Consider the following 21,590-nt stretch of genomic DNA (forward strand, 5'->3'; position numbering starts at 1 on the left):
GAACAGCAAAGGGAGAAAAGGACAAACGTGCCAGTGGCTCCCTTTTATCCTTTCCTCCCTGCTCCGGTATTCTTTCTTTTTTTACTGTTGCTGCTGCTGAATAGCAGTCAGTTTTACAGCCATGTCTTCCGAAATGCCGACGCTTGAGAAACCGCCGTCGTGCAACAGGTTTTGCATCGTTACCATGCGGGTCAGATCGCTGAAGAGGGTAATGACATAATTGGCACAATCTTCGGCGGTTGCGTTCCCCAAAGGAGACATGAGGTTGGCGTATTCGTAGAAAACGTCGAAACCGCCTACCCCGGAACCGGCTGTGGTCATGGTTGGCGACTGCGAAACGGTATTGACCCGAACGTTTTTCAGTTTACCATAGCGGTAACCGTAGCCCCGGGCGATGGATTCGAGCACGGCTTTGGCATCGGCCATGTCGGTATAGAACGGGAACGTCCGCTGGGCGGCAATGTAGCTCAGAGCGACGAACGAACCCCACTCGTTGATGGCATCCAGTTTCTCGGCGGTCTGCATCATTTTATGAAACGACAGGGCTGAAACGTCGAGGCTTTTCTGGTACCACTCGTAGTTCAGATCGCCGTATGGTTTGTTCTTGCGAATGTTGGGGCTCATGCCGATGGAGTGCAGCACGAAGTCGATTTTGCCGCCCAACACGTCCATTGATTTGGTATACAGGTTTTCAATATCCTCTAAAGACGTCGCGTCGGCAGAAATGATTTCAGCGTCGCATTGCTCCGCCAATTGTTTGATCGCACCCATTCGCATGGCTATCGGTGCGTTGGAAAGCGTAAATGTTGCGCCTTCTTCTTTCGCTTTCAGTGCTACTTTCCAGGCAATGGATTTTTCATCCAATGCTCCGGTGATGATTCCTCGCTTGCCTTTCAATAATCCGTAAGCCATGAATTTGAGTTGCTTTGTTGGGTGATCGTGTCGATTCAGAAGGGGGCAAAGTAACTACTTTTTTTGCTGGAATGCCAACACCGGCGTTTGCACCGGGCCGGGTTTGCGGATCAATATTCCTTGATATCCATGCGGATGCGCCATTCTTTCGGCAGGTAATTATTCACCCGATTGCCCACGCCTTTCAGCCAGCCCAGATTCAATCCGTTGTAGCGGGCCAGCAGCCAGCCCTTCACCGGTTCGTTCAAAACCAGGTTTTCTTTCTTGAAATACCGCAGCGCATCGTCTTTTGATAAGTCAATTCCCGGCAGGTTTTCGGCCAGGGCGGTGCTCAGCGCGAGCGCGTGCGACGGAATGAAATCGTCGCCTTTGAACGTGCCCATTTCCAGCCCAAATCCTTTGTTGTGGAGGGCCGCATCCAGCACGCGGAGGTCGGCCGAGAGGGTTTCCGGGATCGCAAAAACGTCCTCATTCGGTTTCACATAAAACGAAAAGGCGTCGGGATTTTTCAGAAAGGTTTTTAAGATTTTCTCCTGCCAGTTGCGGACCGGTTTGAGCGACCGAAACGACCGGGGAACGCCCATTTCGGGGCTTGATCGTTGTTTCTTTTTGAACACACTCAGGAAAAAACCTTCGCCGGTTACCCGGTGGGGATAACACTGGTAGCCGACGGTTTTGTCCAGCGTCTTTTCGGCAATTCCCCAGGATTCGGGCAACTGTAGCGGAAGGTTTTCAAAACCGTGTTGGCTCAGCCAGGCGGCATTCTGGCTATTTTCTTCGTCATTATAAGTACACGTACTATAAAGGAGCAATCCGTCGTCGCACAGCAGGGGCGTGGCGGCCGTCAGAATCCGCTGCTGGCGGGCGGCACAGAATACGACGCTATCCGGCGACCATTCGAGCATGGCTTCCGGATCTTTCCGAAACAACCCTTCGCCCGAGCAGGGGGCATCCACCAGCACGACATCGAAAAAACCGTTCAGGGATTTAAAGTCTTCCGGATCGTGGTTGCTGATGACGACATTCGGGAAGCCCCATTTTTCCATATTTTCTTTCAAAACCGGAATCCGGCTGCGAATGACTTCGTTGCAAACCAGCAAACTGTCGGCGTTCAGCAGCGAAGCCAGCAGGGTACTTTTGCCGCCGGGCGCGGCACACAGATCCAGCACCCGCAGCGGGCGTTTCAACCGGGCCGTCTGGCGCAGGGCTTCTGCCACCAGCATCGACGATGCTTCCTGGACGTAAAACGCACCGGCCTGAAACAAGGGGTCAAGCGTAAAAACCGGTCGCTCGGGCAAATAGAAGCCTTCGGGACACCACAAAACCGGTTCCAGATCGGCCGTTGGCAACGCCATCTTTTGGGGATTCACCCGGATGCTGATGGGGGGCGATTGTTGCAGAGACGCCAGAAATGCTGGGTAATGGGCACCCAATTGCTGCTCCATTTGGTGCCGGAATGGGGTGGGTAAAGGGATGTCACTCATCGGACAAATATATAATTTTTCTGAGTTGTTCGCTTACAACGGAACGGCCATTGAATAGGAATTCAGGTTGGTATAAAAGTAATGTTACTGATATTAATTATTTGGTTAACAATTAGTTAACTTCTGATTAGTGTGTTTTTCTATGGGTATTAATTCATTTTACAAAATATTCTGGCTTGGATTAGTGCCTTATGACTTGTTGACAAAACAAAATTTTGTAGTAATTTCACTTTACGAAATTAGTGATTAGCTAATTAGTGCATTGCTTCATTAACCTAACTAAGAACATGTTGAAACGTTTACTCATTGCCTCATTGTGCCTATTGGGCACGGTGGGCTTCTCCTTTGCGCAAACCCGTACGGTTTCGGGCAAAGTGACCTCCGCCGAAGACACCTCTCCACTTCCCGGTGTAAACATTGTCGTCAAAGGAACTTCCCGCGGAGCGACGTCCAATGCCAACGGCGAATACACCCTCAGCGTGCCTGACAATGCCGGAACGTTAACGTTTTCGTTTATTGGATTTAAAACGACGGACGTTTCCATCGGGAATCGCTCGACGGTCGATCTGGCGCTGGAACCCGATGCATCGACACTTCAGGAAATTGTGGTGACGGCCCTCGGTATTTCGCGGGAGAAGAAAGCCCTCAATTACGCCGTTCAGGAACTGAAACAGGAGAAACTGAACATTGCCCGCGACCAGAACGTGGCCAACGCCCTGGCCGGTAAAATTGCGGGTGTGCAGGTGTTGGGTCAGTCGGCGGCTAAGTTTGGCAGCCCCAGCATCCGGGTTCGGGGGGTCAACTCCCTGACGGGCGGTGATCCGCTGTATGTGGTAGACGGCACGCCCACCGATGTGAGCCAGGTCAACATGGACGATGTGGAAACGCTGTCGGTGCTGAAAGGTCCTTCGGCGACGGCTTTGTACGGAAACCGGGCTTCGGCCGGGGTTATCGTTATTACGACCAAACGCGCCAAAGCGGGCGAAACCCGGCTCGACATCAACCACAGCACCACCATCGATATGGTGGGTCTGCTGCCTAAATACCAGAACGAATACGGCGGGGGCTACTCGCAGGACTGGGCAACGTTTGAATATGATCCGGCGTTGCATCCGGCTGCCTGGTCAGCGTTCAACGGGCAGAGAATCCTGGATTATTCGGCCGATGAAAGCTGGGGTCCCCGCATCGACAACTCTCCGCACCGCTCGGCGGCATCCTGGCAGCAGGGACCCGGTTTCGGACAGTTGACGCCGTATTCTGCGAATCCCAACAACGTGCGCGATTTCTTCGCCAAACCGATCAGCAACAACACCAACATCGCCTTTTCGCGCGGAACGGAAGCGTTCCAAAGCCGGATTTCGTACACGCACATCATCAACAACGGGATTGTTCCGAACTCGTCACAAACCCGCGATTTTGTCAGTGCCAAAAACACGATCAAATTTGGCAGCAAACTGTCGGCCAACCTGAATGTGAATTATACGGCGTTCAAAACGAACAACCTGCCGGCTGACCGCTACGGTTCTTCGGGTGGTACGACACCGTCGAACAGCCCGATCGGTATTTCGAACGCTACCCTGAACGGGTATAACCAGACGATCGGTTCGTTCAACCAGTGGTTTCAGCGTCAGCTTAGCATCGACGACCTCAAAAACTACAAGAATCCGGACGGTACGTTCCGGAGCTGGAACATTGGCAGTCCCACCGATCCGCGCCCGAAATACTGGGATAGCCCGTATACGCAGGTGTACGAAAATACGAACACCAACCGCAGCGACCGGCTGTTCGGAGACATTGGGTTGACGTATGAATTTACGCCTTTCCTGAAAGCCTCGGCCACTGTCCGGCGCGACCAGAACTACTTTACGCAGGAATCACGCGTGGCACAGGGTACGCTAAACGCAGGCGGTTTGGGTGCCTACTCGACCCTGGGAGCCAGTGCCCGCGAAAACAACTACGAATTTCTGGCCAGTTACAACCAGGAATTTGCCAACCTGTCGGTGGTCGCCAATGCCGGGGGAAACATCCGCTACAACCGCATCGACGGTCAGTTCCAGGCCACGGTAGGGGGGCTTTCGGCGCCGAATTTCTACAACATTGCCGCTTCCATCGACCGGCCTTTGTCGAACAATTACTTGTACGAACGGCAGGTCAACAGTGTATTCGGAAACGTGAGCGTTGGTTACAAAGATTTTGTTTTTGTAGAAGCTTCGATTCGGAACGACTGGTCGTCGACCCTGCCGAAAGCCAACAACTCGTATCTGTATCCGTCCGTGTCGGCCGGTTTGGTGTTCTCGGAGTTGATTCCGCAGAACAGCATTCTGTCATACGGTAAAATCCGGGCCGGTTATGCCCAGGTGGGTACGGACGTTGGTCCTTACCAGACGGCGTTGGCCTACAACTCCGGAACACCGTATTCGAGTAATGCAACGCTGTTCCTTCCATCGCTTTTGCCAAATTCCAACCTGCAGCCGGGTCTGTCGTCGTCTTATGAAGGTGGTATTGACCTGCGTTTCCTGAATAACCGACTGGGTTTTGAATTTACGGCCTATCGCAACGACAACAAAAACCAGATTATTCCGGTGCCGGTTACGCCGACCAGCGGCTATACCAACGCCGTTATCAACGCCGGTCTGATTCAAACCAGCGGTCTGGAGTTGCACATCAACGCGACGCCGGTTCGGTCGGCATCCGGTTTTACCTGGGAATTTGACATCAACCTGGACCGCAACCGCTCGAAGGTCGTTGAACTGCGGGAAGGCTTGACCAACTACCAGATCGACGGCCCCCAATGGCGGACGTTGACCCTCAACGCCCGCGAAGGCGAAGACTGGGGTCTGCTGGTAGGGCAGGGAATCAAGAAAGATGCCAACGGAAACCGCCTGGTCTACGGCAGTGGTGCCAATGCCGGTTTATACATCAAGGAAGAAAACGTGCCGCTGGGATCGGTGCTGCCGAAGTTCAAGGGTGGATTCCTGAATACCTTTACGTATAAAGGGCTGTCGTTGCGGGTGAATGCTGACTTCATTGCCGGGGGTAAATTCTTCTCGACCACAAAAATGTTCAACAACTATTCGGGTCTGGGTGCCGAAACCGCCGGTCTGAACGAGTTGGGTGTACCGAAACGCGATCCGGTTGCGAACAATGGCGGTATTTTGCTGGAAGGTGTAACGGAAGATGGCCAGCCAAACACCACCCGGGTCGATGCCCAGAACCTGTATGAAAACTGGCTGTTTGCGCTGAACGAGTACTGGATTTACGATAAATCCTACATCAAACTGCGCGAAGTAGCTGTGGGGTACAATTTCCCGAAAAACATGCTGGGTAAATTCATCAAATCGGCCAACATTTCGCTGATTGCCCGCAATCCGTTGCTGATTTACAGCGCGATTGGTGGCGGTATCGATATTTCTGAATCGGAGACCCTGTGGTATGAAGGCGGTCAGTTGCCGCCTGTTCGCTCGTTCGGGATCAACCTGCGCCTGGGTCTTTAATCAACACTTCAAAAACAGACATCATGAAACTTTATAAGTCCATTCTTTTTGCCGGGTTGATGCTGACGACAGTCGCCTGCAGCGATTTCGAAGAAATGAACGTCAACCCCAACAGTCCGCTGTTGCCCAACACCGCCAGTTTGTTTACGGGGGCCATTCGAACCGTCGGAACGATGAACAGCCAGGTGGGGCCGGCCGGGTTCAACATCACGCCGGCTTTGTACGTTCAGCAGTTTGGCGATGTAACGTATATCGAGGATTCCCGGTATAAGACCATCAACTTCAGCTACAACGGGTTGTATGCGGGGCCGCTGGTCAACCTGCAGGCCATCATCGATCAGAACACCAACGAGGCTACCCGCGCCAGTGTGGCGACATACGGATCGAACAACAACCAGATTGCCATTGCCCGGATTCTGAAAGCGTATATTTATCAGTGGATGACCGATCGCTGGGGCGACATTCCGTACTCACAGGCGTTGAAAGGCGATCAGAATTTCTCACCGGCTTTCGACAAGCAGCAGGATATTTATACCGATCTGTTTAAGGAATACAAGGAAGCCGCAGCCCAGTTTGATGCCGGGGCGGCTGTGAAGGGTGATATTTTGCTCAGCGGAAGTGCCGCCCGCTGGAAAAAGTTTGCCGCAACCCAACGGATGCTGGCCGCGCTGCAACTGTCAAAAGTCGATCCAACGAAAGGGAAAGCCGAATTTACAGCAGCTGTGGCCGATGGCGTTCTGGCTTCGAACGCGGATAACGTCCGGTATACGTATCTGTCGGATGCCAACAACGAGAATCCGTTGTATACCAACTATGTCCGGAGTAACCGGAAAGACTTCGCGGTGAGCAACACGTTTGTGGATTATCTCAAGAAAGTGAGCGATCCGCGTCTGCCATATCTGGCGGCTCCCAACCAGCGGGGGGAATACGTAGGGGTTCCGTATGCGGTTTTCCCGGCTACCGGCCCGGCGCAGAACTTCTCGCTGGCGGCAACAACGGTTGCGGCACAAAATGCCCCGGCCAACATCGTGACCTATGCTGAGGTTTTGTTTGCGCAGGCTGAAGCGGCCAAACTGGGCTGGACGACGGGTAACGCCAAAACCTTGTATGAATCGGCTATTAAAGCTTCTCTCCAGCAATGGATGGGAACTGCCTATACGGATGCGGCTTATACAGCTTACATTGCTCAGCCGGATGTGGCCTATAATGATGCCAAAGGAATCGAATTGATTGCCACGCAGCGCTGGATTGCATTGTTCAATCAGGGAACGTCGGCCTGGAACTCCTGGCGCCGGACGGGCTTCCCGGTGCTGAAACCGGCGGCTTCACCCCTCAACGGCGGCACGGCCATTCCGCGTCGCCTGGCCTATCCGGTCGCAACGGAGGGGACGCTGAACACGGCTAACTACAATGCCGTGATCGCCAGCCAGGGTCCCGATGATCCGTATACGCGGGTATGGTGGGACAAACCCTGATCCTGCTCTGGACGAGTGACATCAGTAACGTCCCCCCTGCGACCGCAGGGGGGACGTTTTTTTTTATAAAAAATGTCCTGTAACTACTAGATTTTCAGTGTAGAGATTAAATCCGCATTAAATTTTATAATAAAGCAGGATAAGGGAACAAAGTATTGCAATTATGAATATTGACTGATAGAATATTTTGTATATTGGCCGTTGTAATTCATTAACCTACGCTAAAAACATGAAAAAAGTTTTACTATTTGATCCGCTGTATCCCCTTGGTACAGTGGCCGAATCTCCCCCTCAATTGAGACGTTTGCCGGATGCATTGATTTCCGGAAACGCCGACTCGCTACTTTCCGGTCATTCCATCGGCTCATTTAGCTCATCTTTTACCAACGGCGCTGGTCACCAGTTTCGTTAAAAATTTACCCCCTACATCTCAGCGTATTTTACAGTACGGGTTGTTGCCCATACTCTGAAATTCAGTTCGTCAGACGCATTGATTGCTTACGCATCAGGTGCGATTTCGTACCCCATGCGACAGCGACGGGTAGTTGATCGGTCATGACGCTACGGTTTTGGAGTATCTGCACAAAACTCATACAGTCCGCTTTCAGCGGGAGACTTTTCTAAAACAGGATGACGTAAACGGGCCGTGTTGACACTGCCACCGTGATCGTCTGTTTCGTTGAATTAACCAAACAAACTACAATTTCATTATGAAAAAACATTTACTCAGTAGCTTGCTGCTGTCATTTGTGTTCTGTCTGCCTTTGTGGGCGCAGGATCTTACCGTATCGGGCCGGATCACGGCCTCGGAAGATGGTTCTCCGCTTCCCGGTGTGAATGTGATTGTGAAGGGAACCACCAAAGGAACCACGAGCAGTGCCGACGGTACCTACCAGATCACGGTCGGAAAAGGAACGGTATTGCAGTTCAGTTTCATCGGTTTTCTGAACCAAAGTGTTACGGTCGATACAAAAACCCGCATCGATGTTACCCTGAAATCCGACGTTTCCCAGTTGCAGGAGATTGTGGTAACGGCCCAGGGCATCCGGAAAAACCAGCGGGAAATTGGGTATGCGTATTCCAATGTAACAACCGAGGATGTAACCGTGGGGCGCTCTCCTCAATTGGCTCAGGCGCTGTCGGGCAAAGTAACCGGCTTAGCGGTCTATAACGTCAACAACAGCGTTGACCCGGCCGTGAAAGTGGTCTTGCGGGGCTATCGCTCTTTGACGGGGAACAACGAAGCCCTCGTGGTGCTGGACGGGATGCAAACCACCTCGACCGTGTTGGCCATCATCAATCCGAACGATATTGAGAGTGTATCGATCCTGAAAGGGGGCCAGGCGGCAACCTTATACGGTTCGGCCGGGATCAATGGTGCGCTGATCATTACCACCAAGCGGGGGGCCAAAGGAAAGCTGAAAGTATCGTATTCAAACAGCACGAACTTTGAGCAGATCAGCTTTCTGCCCAAACTTCAGGATCAGTTTGGCTCCGGATCACATTATGCTACTTCCTTCGGCGGAGCAGGGTATAAAACTGACTACCTGGAACGGATGAAAGACAACTGGCGCTCGTATGAAAACCAGCAGTATGGCGACCGGTTCGATGGCTCCATGCGGATGCAGGGCCGGACCACGGAAAGTGGTGGTCAGTACATGCTGCCGTATTCCGCTATCAAAGACGCCCGCCGGAAGGCTTTCGATACGGGTATCTCGATGAATAACCAGGTTAACTTCTCGGGGGGCGACGAAACCAGCTCGTTCTACATGTCGATTGAAAACCAGACCGTACACGGCATTGTGCCGCATGATAAAAGCAACCGGACCGGTGCCCGGCTGTCGGCGACGAAAGAATACGGCAAACTCACCACCAGTTTTAACGCGGCTTATACCCAGGCCGCGTATGACCGAACCTCGGCAGACTTTTACAATGACGTGCTCAATCAGCCTGCCAACCTGCCTTTGAAAGACCTGCGCGACTGGCAGACGAATCAGTTTGCGAACCCCAACGGTTTTTACAACGATTATTACAACAACCCGTATTTCAACGCTGATAACCAACGGATGCGATACAAGGATTCCAACCTGAACGGCAATGTGAGCCTGGTTTTCAAGCCCACTTCCTGGTTGATGTTCACCGAGCGTTTAGGGGCCATGAATAACTCACGAACCGGCAAAAACACCACCGGTAAGTTTTTATACTCAGACTGGGCTAAAAGCAAAGCCTTTATTCCGGCGCCCTTCTATCGGGATGGCGATGGCACGGGCGTCTACCGCGCCATTACCGATAACCTGGGTCAGGTGTTGGATTATTCAGGAACGGAAAACGTCATCAACAATGAATTTCTGATTCAGTTGTCGAAAGACTTTGGGCCGCTCTCCAACAAACTGATTCTGGGAAACAGCGTTTACCAACGCACGACCAAAGCCATTGGGGTTGGTTCCAGCTCCATCGTGGTACCCGATGTGTATAACGTAGCCAACCGCCAGGGCGAATTGACGGGTGGGGAAATCAGCTCGCAGGAGCGCCGGTTTGGGTACTACGCTGACTTGACCATGAATTACAAAAACTGGCTGATTCTGAACGGTACGTTCCGGTTCGATGCAACGTCACGGTTCTACAAACCCGATCGTCCGGCCAACACCTGGTCATATCCGTACTACGGTGCCGCCCTTTCGTTCATTGCAACCGATGCATTTCCTTCGCTTAAAAACAATATCCTGAACTACGCCAAGCTTCGGTTGAATGCCAACAAAAACGCCAACGACAACATTCCGTTGTATGGCCTAGACCTGGCCTATAACAATGGCGCGAACTTTCCGTATGGCAACGTGGTCGGTCTTTCGGTGGGGAACGTACTGCCCGATGGCAACCTGAAGCCCGAAATTGTCTACTCGTCTGAAATCGGTGGTGAATTCCAGTTGCTGAATAACCGCATCAATATTGACCTGTCGGCTTACTCGCAACGATCTAAAGGGCAGGTGATTACGGTTAAAATACCGAATTCGACCGGTTTCAATAACTTGCTGATCAACGTGGGGGAGACCAAAAACTGGGGCTATGAGGCTGAATTAAAATACCTGATTGCGCGGGGTGGTAAATTCTCCTGGGATGCCAGCGTTCGCTACTCTTTCAACGACAACATGGTGAATGACCTCTATCCAGGCGTCAATGAATTCCAGCTTAACAATACGTTTGCTTACGCCAACACCAACGTAATTAAAGGATCCCGTTTCCCAATGCTGAAAACCGATGGGTATCAGTATGCTCCGGACGGATCGGGTCGTGTGCTGGTGAACTCCACCACGGGTTATCCCTTGCGCAATGCGGCTTTGTCAACCCGGGGCGGTGTACTGCCCAAGCACATCGCCGGGCTGGGTTCCAAAATGGAATACGGCAACTTTGGCTTTACGTTTAACTTCGAATACCGGGGCGGCAACGTGATGTTCAGTGACCTGGGCCGTCAGATGACCTTCACCGGAACCGGTAAATGGACCGAAAACCGGGTTCCGCATGTTTTTCCAAACTCGGCTTATCTGGATACGGACGGCAAAACCGTCGTCAACAACACAACGGTTAATGTACGCGAAGCGGAATACGGCCTCTGGGTGGATAACTACCGGCTGATCTCCGAGAACTTCGTTGCGCCAGCCTGGTTTATCAAACTCCGGGACATCAACCTGTCGTATCGTCTCCCATCGGATATGCTTGCTAAAACGAAGTTCCTGTCGGGCGCCAGCATTTCCATCTACGGACGGAATGTATTCACCATCGTGGATAAACTCAATTATTACACGGACCCAGAATTCAGCAACGTAGGAAATCAGACGCCGGGTAATACGGCCATTCCAGGCACGACAACCGCCAACAGTGTGGGGATCAATACCACTGGCCAGACGCCACCGGTGCGTCAGTATGGGGTAAATATCAACCTTACATTTTAGTAACCACTGAAATTGTCTTGACATGAAATTAAAATCATTCTTCATAGTTGCCTTAGTGGCCTTTCTTGGTACGTCTTGTAAAGAGTCTTTTCTGGACATCAATACCAATCCGAACGTACTGCCGACGGCATCGCCGAGCTTTGTATTCACCAATGCACTGAATACCACGTCTACTAACCTGATCGGGAACAGCTCAACCGGAAACCAGCCCAACGAACTCGGTTATTACTGGGCGGGGCAATGGACGCAGGGGAATGGGTACATTATTAACACGACCATCTTTGCCTACAACTTTACCAACGGTGATTTCACGTATTGGGATGCCTACTACGATAACCTGCAGGACTATCAGTTTGTGATCAACAACGCCGATGCCAATAATCAGAAGTATCTGAAAGGCCCGGCGAAAGTGATGAAAGCCATGTTGTTTCAGCAATTGGTCGATATGTACGGAAACGTGCCGTATACCGAAGCCTTGAAAGGGGGCGACGTACTGGCTCCGAAATTCGATGATCAGAAGGCCATTTACGAATCGCTGATTACGTTGCTGGATGAAGCTATTGTCGATTTGAAAGCCAACCCCTTTGCCAGTGCTTTTACCGGTTCTGATATCGTCTTTAAAGGCAGCACAACCAAATGGGCACAGTTTGCCAATTCGCTGAAGATGAAAATTCTGATTCGTCAGTCAAAAGTGGCTGGCAAAGAAACCTACATCAAGACCGAGATCAATAAGATTGTGACTGAAGGTTCGGGCTTTATCACGGGCGAAGAGGTCGGTGTCGGTGGCCCTTCCTTCTTTTTGGCAACCGCCGGGAAGCTTAACGGTGTTTATGACCGCTGGGGCTACGACGCCAACGGAGCCAAACGCGCGTTGAACAACTTTCCGCGTCCCACCAAGTTTCTGATCGATGGGCTGAAAGCCGCCGGTGACACCCTGCGGATGAAGCGAATTGCCTATGCCAATGGGGGAGAAAATGGGACCGTACCGGGCACAAGTCTGCAAAAGGAGGTTTCGGCTAACTATTCCGGAACGCCGTTTGGCGTTAGCTCCGGTTATTTACCCGCCAACACGACCTCACTGGGACCCAGCCTGATCGTGAAAGGTGAATACAACCGGCCCGCGATTTTGATGACGGCGTCGGAAGTTCAGTTTCTGCTGGCCGAAGCCAAACAACGGTATGCGGATGTAACGCTGCCACTGACTGCAAAAGCGTATTTTGAAGCCGGTATTGCCCAGTCGTTCCGCGTATTGGGTGCGAATGTCGCCGGTGCAGAAGCTTTCAAGGGAAGTAAAATTGAGAACTACGATTGGGATGCATCGACGAACAAACTGACGGCCATCGCCATTCAGAAATGGATTGCCCTGACCAACTTCAGCGGTTTGGAAGCCTGGACCGAATACCGCCGTACGAACCTGCCGGTTCTACCCCAAAGCATCCAGGTGGCGGATGCAAAACGTCCTGTACGCTTTTATTACCCCAATACCGAGTCGGGTTCAAATGGTGCCAACGTAACCGCCCAGGGAACGATCGATGCCTTTAGCACGAAACTTTTCTGGGATGTTGATTAAGATAAATTTTATTAGGTAGGTTATTGGAAGGAGGTCATCGTATCGATGGCCTTTCTTTTTTAGGAATCATAAATGCAAAATGATGAATGCTAAATGTACAAGTAGAGTGCGCTAGCCTCTTCACTTGTACATTTAGCATTCATCATTTTGCATTTTATATTGACTTGAAAGATCACAAAACCGTCACGGTCGCCGGAACAGCGGGTTCGCTTTCTTTCTCTTTATCCTTCGGGAAAACGAATTTCATCGGTTTAGAAACCTGTTGGGGCAAAAGGGCCGTTTCCAGCACCTGATCGACCGTATCAACGTAGTGGATGGTCAGATCCTTGATGTAATTCTGGTTGATTTCCTCCACGTCTTTCCGGTTTTTCGAACAGAGCAGAATTTCACGAACACCCGCCCGGTTTGCCGCCAGAATTTTCTCCTTGATACCGCCCACCGGCAGCACCTTGCCGCGCAGCGTAATTTCACCGGTCATCGCCAGATAAGGCCGCACTTTTCGTTGGGTATAAATCGAAGCCATCGACGTCAGCATTGTAATGCCCGCGGAAGGGCCGTCTTTGGGCACCGCACCAGCCGGCACGTGAACGTGCAGATCGTAGTGATTGAAAACGTTATAATCGAGACCGATCTCGTCGGAATGGGCTTTCAGATACGATAAGGCCGTTACCGCCGATTCCTTCATGACATCGCCCAACTGGCCCGAAAGCGTCAGGTTGCCTTTGCCACGGCTCAGGCTCGATTCGATGAACAGGATTTCACCCCCAACCTGTGTCCAGGCTAAACCGGTCACAATACCGGCAATGTCGTCGTCGGAATACAGATCGCGGTCGAAGATTTCGGCCCCCAGCATTTTCAGCACATCCGCCGGTTTGATGGTTTTCGGATAGTCTTCTTCCAGAGCAATCGACTTGGCGATTTTGCGAACCAGCGCACCGATTTTCTGCTCCAGATTCCGAACACCCGACTCACGGGTGTAGCTTTCGATGATACGCTGAATGGCTTTATCGTCCACCATCAGATCTTTCGGCTTTAAACCGTGTTCTTTCCGTTGCTTCGGAATCAGGTATTTCTTGGCAATCTGGATTTTCTCTTCCACCGTATACCCCGTGAGCTCGATGATTTCCATCCGGTCACGCAGGGCGGGGTGGATGGTGTCAAGCGAGTTGGCGGTAGCAATGAACAACACTTTCGACAAATCGTATTCCACTTCGAGGTAGTTGTCGATAAAGGTCGAGTTCTGCTCCGGGTCGAGCACTTCGAGCAGGGCCGACGACGGATCACCCCGGAAATCGGAGCTTACTTTGTCGATTTCGTCCAGAATAAAAACCGGGTTCGATGAATCGGATTTCTTGATATTCTGAATGATTTTGCCCGGCATCGCGCCGATATAGGTTTTCCGGTGCCCCCGGATTTCGGCTTCGTCGTGAACGCCACCCAGGGCCATCCGGATGTATTTCCGGCCCAGGGCTTTGGCAACCGAGCGACCGAGCGAGGTTTTTCCGACACCCGGAGGGCCGTATAAACACAGGATCGGGGCTTTCATGCCTTCCGAAGCCCGGTCGTTTTTCAGTTTCAAAACCGCCAGGTATTCGATCATCCGTTCTTTCACTTTCTCCAGCCCGAAGTGGTCGCTGTCCAGGACTTTCTGCGCCCGCCGGAGATCAAAATTGTCTTTTGAATACTCGTTCCAGGGCAGATCGACCATCAACTCGATGTAATTCATCGTCACCGGATACTCGGGTGCCATCGGGTTGATCCGTTGGAGTTTGTTCAGTTCCTTGTCAAAATGGGCCTGAACCGCCGGGGTCCATTTTTTGCGGGCCGCCCGCATCCGGACTTCTTCCAGGTCGCGGTCGGGGCTGTCCATGCCGAGTTCGTCCTGTAACACCTTAATCTGTTGCCGCAGGAAATAGTCGCGCTGTTGCTGATCGATGTCCGAACTGGCCTTGGTCTGAATTTCGCGTTTGAGCTCCAGCAACTGAATTTGCCGCAGCATGAATTCGAGCAGCAGCGTGGCCTGTTGCGCACCTTCGGTCGTTTCCAGTAATTTCTGTTTATCGGCCACTTCGCCTTCGATGTTCGACGACAGAAAATGCATCAGAAACATCGGGCTTTCGATGTTGTCGAGGGCAATCCGGGCTTCCTGCGGAATTTCCGGATTCAGACGCAGAATTTTATAGGCTGATTCTTTCAGTGATTGAATCAGGGCTTTCGACTCCTTGCGGTTCGGGCTCGGGAAATGGTCGTCGATCTGGCGGACGTTGGCCGTCAGATAGGGTTCTTCCTGGAGGTAATTGACAATTTCAAACCGTTTTTTGCCCTGAATGATGATGGTAATGTTGCCATCGGGCAGCGTAATCATTTTGATGATGTACGCGACCGTTCCCAGGCGGTAGAGGTCGTCGGCGGTCGGTTCGTCTTTTTGCTGGTTCGACTGCGCTACGACGCCAATAATGCGGTTTCCCTTGTAAGCCTTCTTTACTAATTTGATCGATTTCTGCCGCCCCACCGTCACCGGGATCACCATGCCCGGAAAAAGCACCGTATTCCGTACGGGCAGAATCGACAGGTCGCTGGGGACAATATAGTCTTCGTCGGCATCATCGGCTGATCCCAACGGAACAATTTCGAGATTGTCCAGATCCGATTCAGCTAACCACAATTGGGTATCGTATTTACTGTTTACACTCATAATTAGGTGCCTGCCAAACTGACAGTCTTAATGTATCATACAGGCTTAATAGGTATTGAGAAACAAAGATTGATAACTAGCGCAAGGGGTATGCCAAAGATTTTGTGTGAAAAAACAGGCAGAATTGTCTGTATCGATACAAGTAACAAAAAAGGAAATGAAACTCAAAGCATACGCAGAATCAATGCATTTCCTTCGGGTAAGTACATCTACCAGGTCAGTACCTGCTGCGTATTGCTTTTTCGGAACAGGACGGTTTTTTTCTCGGTCAGATAGCTGACGTTCACCAGATTCATCTGGTCATCGAACAAATCCGTCAGCATGGATTGCTGGAGCAGACTGCCCTGAACCGGTTCGTTATACGGTATTTCGATGTAAATCCAGGTGGCATCCACTTCCTGTTCCTTGCCCAGATACCGATACGGTTTTCGCTGACGGCTGGCGCTGGTCAGGCCGAAATGCTTCCGGACGTAGCGTTCTACCAAGGGACCGTTGGCATCTTTATCACTGAGTCGCACGCGCTGGTTGTTGTTCTCTTTCGTCAGAGCCTCTTCCAGGTCGTCGGTAAACACCCGAAGACTCACTTCAAACGTCTTTTCAGCCGCATTGTACTGCATTTGTGTAATGCTGGTATGCACCGGATGGCTTCCAGTCAGGCAGAAAAGTGCAAGAAGGCAAAAAGTTATTTCGCGGAGTTGAGCGGAGGTAAAAGGAGTTAAGCGGAGATTACTAAAAACTTTGCTTAACTCCTTTTTTCTCCGCCCAACTCCGCGAAACAACTCTTCTTTAAAAAACCGCTTTGAATACATCATTGAAGATTGCAAACGCCATCAAACTCAGCAGAATTACCATGCCAACCCGTTGGGCTCCTTCCAGGAACCGGTCGGACGGTTTCCGTCCCGACACCATTTCGTAGAGCAACAGCGTCGAGTGACCGCCGTCGAGGGCCGGAATCGGCAGAATGTTGAAGAAAGCGAGGGCCATGGACAGCAGGCCGGTTACGAACCAGAAACGTTCCCACATCCAAACACCGCCAAAAAGATTCTGGGCGATGCCAATCGGGCCGCTCAAGGCTTTGGAAGCGGATACGTCGCCCCGGAAGATTTTACCAAATCCTTTGATGTTGTCGTAAACCACGCCGAAAGCCTGTTCCGTCCCTTTCACCAGCGCCTGACCAAACGTGTAGTCAATGTGTGTTTTCTTCAGCAGCGTTTCGGCGCCAAAACCGATCTGGCCTTTGTCGGTCACGGTTGTCTGGAGCAAAACCGGCTGGGGAACGTTCGGGCGTTGTACGGTCAGGGTAATCGGTTTGTTGACGTTCGCCTTGACCATGTCCTGAAACTCGTGGTAGAACCGCGTGGGCTGACCATTGACGGCAGTGATGACATCGCCTTTTTTCAGACCTGACTTTTCGGCGGGCATTCCCGGTACGAGTTCACCGACCCGGAAGGGCTGAATGGCTTCAACAAACATCCCGGCATTCTTCTTGTCGGATAACTTGTTGATAAAGTCGTTGGGAATGTCGATGGTCACTTCCTCCACTTTCCCGTCGGCGCCCGTGCGTTCAACGATGTAGTAGCTGTCGGAGCCCAGAAAGACCTCCGAACTCCGGATGTCGCTGAAATCCTCGAAGGGTTTTCCGTTGATGCGAACGATCTTATCACCGGTTTTCAGGCCGATTTCTTTGCCCAATTCGTAGGCGACAATACCGTATTTGGCATCACGGGCCGAAAGATACGTTTCACCGTTTTTGTAGGTAAGAGCGACAAAGATGACAATCCCGGTGATGACGTTGATGATGATGCCACCCAGCATGACGATCAGCCGCTGCCAGGCGGGTTTGGAGCGGAATTCCCAGGGTTGCGGTTCCTGCTGCATCGCTTTGGTATCGAGTGATTCGTCGATCATCCCGGTGATTTTGACAAAACCGCCGAGCGGGATGGCACCGAGACCATACTCTGTTCCTCCGCGCTTGATGCTCCAGACTTTCGGCGGGAAACCGATGAAATACTGCTCCACGCGCATCCCAAACGCCTTGGCGGCCAGCAGGTGTCCCAATTCGTGCAAGCCCACTAATATTGACAGGCCCAAAATGAGCTGTCCTGCCATGATTACTATTTCCATTCGTTCAAACTTTGATTATTGCAGCGAACCGCCTGCTTGTTAATTGATTAGGTTTTACTCTATTGTTGCTTCTGCTTTCTGAATTTCAGGAGGTACGCAATGCCGAAAATGACGGAACAGACCGCAAGGGCCTCGCTGAACCCGTACCAAAATTCCTGATTGATCAGCAGCATATTTCCTTGACTTTAAGGCCGGCCTTTGTTTTCTCTTCGAAATACCTTGAGCAGAACGAAGCCAATCACCAACCCAATGATAAACCAAACCCAAAAATCCATACGTAGATAACGTTGCGTAGTTAAAAAACTTCCGAAAAGCCACGAATTAATTCGCTTTTATCGGGAAACAATTAAACGAAACTTTTAATTCGGGCGGTGGCAATGCGCCGGGTTTCTTCATCCGTCCGAACGTAGTCTTCGTAGGTTGGCTGGGCCACGTATGCCACTTTCTGCATGCCTTCTTCAATGATTTCGGAGATTTCCAGAAACCCGATTTCGTCGTGCAAAAACGCTTCTACGGCTACCTCATTGGCCGCGTTGACGATGCAGGGAACGTTGCCACCCCGTCCGAGCGCGTCAAAAGCGAGTTGCAAGTTACGAAATGTTTCAAGATCAGCCTGTTCGAATGTGAGGGACGGATACTGGAGGAAGTCGAAGCGCGGAAAATCGGACGGGAGCCGGTAGGGGTACGCCAGCGCGCATTGAATCGGCAGTCGCATGTCGGGCAAACCCATCTGCGCTTTGATGCTGCCATCCTGAAACTGCACCATTGAATGAATGATGCTCTGCGGATGAACCACTACCTCAATCTGCGACGGTTCCAGCCCAAACAGCCACCGGGCTTCGATCACCTCCAGCCCCTTGTTCATGAGCGTGGCCGAGTCGATGGTAATTTTGGCCCCCATCGTCCAGTTCGGGTGTTTTAGTGCCTGGGCTTTGGTAACGGTTTTCAGAAATTCCCGCGTTTTTCCCCGGAACGGCCCGCCCGAAGCGGTCAGAATGATCTTCTCGATCGGATTATGCAATTCACCGGCCAGGCACTGAAAAATGGCCGAATGCTCCGAATCGACAGGGAGAATGTTGACGCCTTTTTCCTGCGCGAGTTTGGTAATCAGTTCGCCGGCCACCACGAGGGTTTCCTTGTTGGCCAGGGCAATGTGCTTCCCGGCTTCGATGGCCTTGATGGTGGGCAGCAAACCGGCGTAACCCACCATGGCCGTCAGCACGATGTCGATGCGTTCCATCTGCACCACCGACGACACGGCTTTGGCACCGGCATAGACCTTGATGCCCAGCGGATCGAGGGCCGAAAACACCTGATCGTAGCGGTCTTCGTTGCAGATCACCACCACGTTAGGACGCACCAGCGCGGCCTGTTCGATCAGCAGTTCGGCATTGTTGTTGGCCACGAGCACTTCGACTTCGAACGCATCGGGATGGGCGCGAATCACGTCGATCGTTTGCGTTCCGATGGAGCCGGTGGAGCCCAGAATGGCAATATGGCGTTTGGGGTTAGTCATCCAGTAAATCTTGTGAACGTAGATATTCTCTAACTTTATTGACAAAAAAAGTTGCATTCTGAAAGCCAATGGAGGCTTCTTCATGCGTTATCGTTTCGTCAAAATCATAATCGGCTTCTATCCGCAAATCTTCGGTAGCAGTCAACAACGTCGCCATTTCCTTAGGAAATATAAAGCTCTCCAAACTTTACATGCATTCCTTTGTGAGTTTTAACGTGTAAACCATGAATTAGCAGCAAGGCTTGGGTAGCGCAAAACATAGCGTAATAAGCTCGATTGACAGCGACTCCAAAGAACCCATCCTCAAGATTTGATTTTGTAGCGGCCAAATTCTTAATTCGTAACCGGATGGCATCTTTCATAATACAATGCCCTCACGTTTGATAAAATAATAGATCGCGTTTGGTCTATTTTTATAATCGCTTTCAGTAACGGCCTTTGTCGACAATAGTATGTTGTTGCTGATCATCAAATCATATTTTAAGGCAACAAGGTCATTGATCTCTTGTAATCTTGATACATTTTTGTCTTTCAATATGATAAGTAGATCAATGTCAGATTCCTCATGGTAATCGCCACGCGCATAAGAACCATATAAAATAATTCGATCAAGCCGACTTTTATACCAGGTTTCCAGCCTTGATTTCACTGCCTTGATAAGGGACTGAATAGGGTCTGGAAGGGTTGCCAAATGGTCGGCAGGATTAATGCTTGTTTCCATCTCTACACCGTTTGCATCGTCTGTAACAACCCTTCCCCGATCACCCGGTCGTTCGATAACCGGGGTACTTTGTTCTGACCGCCCAGCTTGCCCTGCGACTTCATGTAATTCCGGAACGTTTCGCGGGGCAAAACCGTCAGCTTCAGCGGACGCAGGATACTGCCCGAAATCAGATCTTTGTAATACACGTTGAGTTCGGTCAATCGGCGGTCGAGGTCGCGGACGAAGGCTTCAGCATCATGCGGTGGCGTCGCAAATTCAACAAACCACTCGTGGTAGGGCAGTCCTTCGCGGGGCGAAACCATGGGGGCCACGGTGAACTCGACCACTTCCGTTTCGGGGTGTTGCTCCATCGCGTAGTACAGGGCTTTTTCAACTTCCTCACCAATAACGTGTTCGCCAAAGGCCGAGATGAAGTGCTTGATGCGCCCCGTTACCAGCAGCCGATATGGGTCGTTCGAGACAAACTTAACAGTATCGCCCAGCGAATAGCCCCACAAACCGGCGTTGTTGTGAATGACCACGGCGTAATTCTTGCCCAACTCGACCTGCTCAATGGTCAACCGACGCGGGTTTTTGGAAAAATAGTCTTCAGCCGGGATAAATTCGAAGAAAATCCCGCTGTTCAGCATCATCAGCAGCCCTTCTTCCGTTTGCGTATCCTGGTAGGCAATGAAGCCCTCCGAAGCCGGGTAGGTTTCGATGCTATCGATTTTCTTGCCAATGGATTCGTACAATTTCGCCCGGTAGGGTTCGAAGTTGACACCCCCGTAGACAAACAGCGAAAAGTCGGGAAAAACGTCTTTGATCTTCTTGCCGGTTCGCGCTTGAATGCGATCAAAATACATCTGCACCCAGGGCGGAATGCCCGAAATCAGCGACATCGGCTGCGTCAGCGTTTCGTCGATGATCTTTTCCAGTTTGGTTTCCCAGTCCTCGATGGTGTTGGTTTCGTACGACGGCAACTGGTTGGTGCGCAGGTAGGCTGGAACGTGGTGGTTCGAAATACCGGAAAGCCGCCCGATGTTGATGCCGTTTTTGACGACCAGCTCCGGGCTGCCCGACAGAAAAATCAGCTTCTTGTCCAGAAAAGCCGACTTTCCGGTTTCGTGGATGTAGTTCAGCAGCGCGTCGCGGGCCGAGTTGATGTGGTTGGGGATCGACTCTCTGGTAATCGGGATATACTTCGTGCCGGAGGTGGTTCCGGACGTTTTGGCCATATACACCGGCTTGCCTTTCCACAACACATCCGATTCACCGGCCAGAATCCGCTCGATATACGGTTTGAGGTCTTCGTAGTCGCGGATGGGAACAGCCTGCCGAAATTCGGGATAGGAGTTAATGTCTTTAAACCGGTGATCGCGGCCAAAAGCGGTATTTTTAGCCCCCTCGACCAGGGCCTGAAACCACCGTTGCTGCGTCTCGCCCGGCCGGTGCATCCACTCCTGTTGCCGCTGTACGACAAACTGCGCCAGTGGCTTGCTCAATACTGATCGGATTCCCATAGCCCCGCAAAGGTAACAGTTTTACGCTAATGTATCCCGGCGGAATGATATTCTGAACAACCCGGCCTGGTGTTCCAAACCGTTGTTTTTTTAGTAAACAACCCTTATGGATAAAAAATAATAAAAATCCAATTATTTAGCGATAGT

15 protein-coding genes are annotated in these 21,590 nt (G+C 51.4%); 5 read left to right on the forward strand and 10 right to left on the reverse strand.

What is annotated here, in order from left to right; genetic code table 11:
* Nucleotides 1-81: 81 nt before the first annotated feature.
* Together FH871_RS17425 and FH871_RS17430 are read right to left on the reverse strand one after the other, a co-directional pair.
* Entirely contained in the window at nucleotides 82-912 is an 831-nt protein-coding gene (locus FH871_RS17425; protein WP_138992689.1) for an enoyl-ACP reductase, read from the reverse strand.
* Between the two features lie 110 nt (nucleotides 913-1,022).
* Nucleotides 1,023-2,396 carry an RsmB/NOP family class I SAM-dependent RNA methyltransferase gene (locus FH871_RS17430; RefSeq protein WP_138992690.1) on the reverse strand — a complete coding sequence of 458 codons (1,374 nt, stop codon included), beginning with the start codon at nucleotides 2,394-2,396 and terminating at the stop codon, nucleotides 1,023-1,025.
* 287 nt (nucleotides 2,397-2,683) lie between these two features.
* Between FH871_RS17430 and FH871_RS17435 the strand changes: the two genes are divergently transcribed.
* The 5 genes from FH871_RS17435 (at nucleotide 2,684) to FH871_RS17455 (ending at nucleotide 12,882) form a co-directional block, all read left to right on the forward strand.
* Nucleotides 2,684-5,890 (forward strand): SusC/RagA family TonB-linked outer membrane protein, encoded by a 3,207-nt coding sequence (locus tag FH871_RS17435; protein ID WP_138992691.1) that lies wholly within the window; start codon nucleotides 2,684-2,686, stop codon nucleotides 5,888-5,890.
* A gap of 23 nt (nucleotides 5,891-5,913) precedes the next feature.
* Entirely contained in the window at nucleotides 5,914-7,365 is a 1,452-nt protein-coding gene (locus tag FH871_RS17440) for a SusD/RagB family nutrient-binding outer membrane lipoprotein (protein ID WP_138992692.1), read from the forward strand.
* A 229-nt stretch (nucleotides 7,366-7,594) separates the two neighbouring features.
* Nucleotides 7,595-7,777, forward strand: a complete 183-nt coding sequence (locus tag FH871_RS17445; RefSeq protein WP_138992693.1) for a hypothetical protein — start codon at nucleotides 7,595-7,597, stop codon at nucleotides 7,775-7,777.
* Nucleotides 7,778-8,075: 298 nt separating this feature from the next.
* Entirely contained in the window at nucleotides 8,076-11,312 is a 3,237-nt protein-coding gene (locus FH871_RS17450; protein WP_138992694.1) for a SusC/RagA family TonB-linked outer membrane protein, read from the forward strand.
* 22 nt (nucleotides 11,313-11,334) lie between these two features.
* Nucleotides 11,335-12,882, forward strand: a complete 1,548-nt coding sequence (locus FH871_RS17455) for a SusD/RagB family nutrient-binding outer membrane lipoprotein (protein ID WP_138992695.1) — start codon at nucleotides 11,335-11,337, stop codon at nucleotides 12,880-12,882.
* A gap of 172 nt (nucleotides 12,883-13,054) precedes the next feature.
* Here the strand turns inward: FH871_RS17455 and lon are convergent, their stop codons facing one another.
* From lon to FH871_RS17490, 8 genes are all read right to left on the reverse strand, one after another.
* Nucleotides 13,055-15,577, reverse strand: coding sequence for an endopeptidase La (gene lon, locus FH871_RS17460; protein ID WP_138992696.1), 2,523 nt, complete (start codon nucleotides 15,575-15,577; stop codon nucleotides 13,055-13,057).
* Nucleotides 15,578-15,786: 209 nt separating this feature from the next.
* Nucleotides 15,787-16,263 (reverse strand): DUF6702 family protein, encoded by a 477-nt coding sequence (locus FH871_RS17465; protein WP_138992852.1) that lies wholly within the window; start codon nucleotides 16,261-16,263, stop codon nucleotides 15,787-15,789.
* Between the two features lie 100 nt (nucleotides 16,264-16,363).
* A complete protein-coding gene (gene rseP / locus FH871_RS17470) occupies nucleotides 16,364-17,701 on the reverse strand; it encodes an RIP metalloprotease RseP (protein WP_138992697.1) in 1,338 nt (445 codons plus the stop codon).
* 346 nt (nucleotides 17,702-18,047) lie between these two features.
* The gene (locus FH871_RS17475) at nucleotides 18,048-19,217 is read right to left on the reverse strand and encodes a 1-deoxy-D-xylulose-5-phosphate reductoisomerase (protein ID WP_138992698.1); all 1,170 of its coding nucleotides are present in this window, start codon (nucleotides 19,215-19,217) and stop codon (nucleotides 18,048-18,050) included.
* Nucleotides 19,210-19,374, reverse strand: a complete 165-nt coding sequence (locus FH871_RS33180) for a hypothetical protein (RefSeq protein ID WP_171062870.1) — start codon at nucleotides 19,372-19,374, stop codon at nucleotides 19,210-19,212. Before FH871_RS33180 ends, FH871_RS17475 begins: the two co-directional genes overlap by 8 nt.
* Before the next feature lie 4 nt (nucleotides 19,375-19,378).
* Entirely contained in the window at nucleotides 19,379-19,579 is a 201-nt protein-coding gene (locus FH871_RS17480; RefSeq protein WP_138992699.1) for a HEPN domain-containing protein, read from the reverse strand.
* Entirely contained in the window at nucleotides 19,576-19,938 is a 363-nt protein-coding gene (locus FH871_RS17485) for a nucleotidyltransferase domain-containing protein (RefSeq protein WP_138992700.1), read from the reverse strand. The genes FH871_RS17480 and FH871_RS17485 overlap by 4 nt, the downstream gene beginning before the upstream one ends.
* 2 nt (nucleotides 19,939-19,940) lie before the next feature.
* Nucleotides 19,941-21,443 carry a GH3 auxin-responsive promoter family protein gene (locus FH871_RS17490; protein WP_138992701.1) on the reverse strand — a complete coding sequence of 501 codons (1,503 nt, stop codon included), beginning with the start codon at nucleotides 21,441-21,443 and terminating at the stop codon, nucleotides 19,941-19,943.
* Nucleotides 21,444-21,590: the final 147 nt, after the last annotated feature.

The organism is Larkinella sp. C7 (genome assembly GCF_006149005.1).
GTDB lineage: Bacteria > Bacteroidota > Bacteroidia > Cytophagales > Spirosomataceae > Larkinella.

Bases quoted from the DNA above. Each gene is read 5' to 3' on its own strand.
- FH871_RS17455 (WP_138992695.1), top strand. From the start codon at position 11,335: ATGAAATTAAAATCATTCTTCATAGTTGCCTTAGTGGCCTTTCTTGGT.
- lon (WP_138992696.1), bottom strand. From the start codon at position 15,577: ATGAGTGTAAACAGTAAATACGATACCCAATTGTGGTTAGCTGAATCG.
- FH871_RS33180 (WP_171062870.1), bottom strand. From the start codon at position 19,374: ATGGCGACGTTGTTGACTGCTACCGAAGATTTGCGGATAGAAGCCGAT.
- FH871_RS17475 (WP_138992698.1), bottom strand. From the start codon at position 19,217: ATGACTAACCCCAAACGCCATATTGCCATTCTGGGCTCCACCGGCTCC.
- FH871_RS17445 (WP_138992693.1), top strand. From the start codon at position 7,595: ATGAAAAAAGTTTTACTATTTGATCCGCTGTATCCCCTTGGTACAGTG.
- FH871_RS17430 (WP_138992690.1), bottom strand. From the start codon at position 2,396: ATGAGTGACATCCCTTTACCCACCCCATTCCGGCACCAAATGGAGCAG.
- FH871_RS17490 (WP_138992701.1), bottom strand. From the start codon at position 21,443: ATGGGAATCCGATCAGTATTGAGCAAGCCACTGGCGCAGTTTGTCGTA.
- FH871_RS17480 (WP_138992699.1), bottom strand. From the start codon at position 19,579: ATGAAAGATGCCATCCGGTTACGAATTAAGAATTTGGCCGCTACAAAA.
- FH871_RS17440 (WP_138992692.1), top strand. From the start codon at position 5,914: ATGAAACTTTATAAGTCCATTCTTTTTGCCGGGTTGATGCTGACGACA.
- FH871_RS17450 (WP_138992694.1), top strand. From the start codon at position 8,076: ATGAAAAAACATTTACTCAGTAGCTTGCTGCTGTCATTTGTGTTCTGT.
- FH871_RS17485 (WP_138992700.1), bottom strand. From the start codon at position 19,938: ATGGAAACAAGCATTAATCCTGCCGACCATTTGGCAACCCTTCCAGAC.
- FH871_RS17425 (WP_138992689.1), bottom strand. From the start codon at position 912: ATGGCTTACGGATTATTGAAAGGCAAGCGAGGAATCATCACCGGAGCA.
- FH871_RS17435 (WP_138992691.1), top strand. From the start codon at position 2,684: ATGTTGAAACGTTTACTCATTGCCTCATTGTGCCTATTGGGCACGGTG.
- rseP (WP_138992697.1), bottom strand. From the start codon at position 17,701: ATGGAAATAGTAATCATGGCAGGACAGCTCATTTTGGGCCTGTCAATA.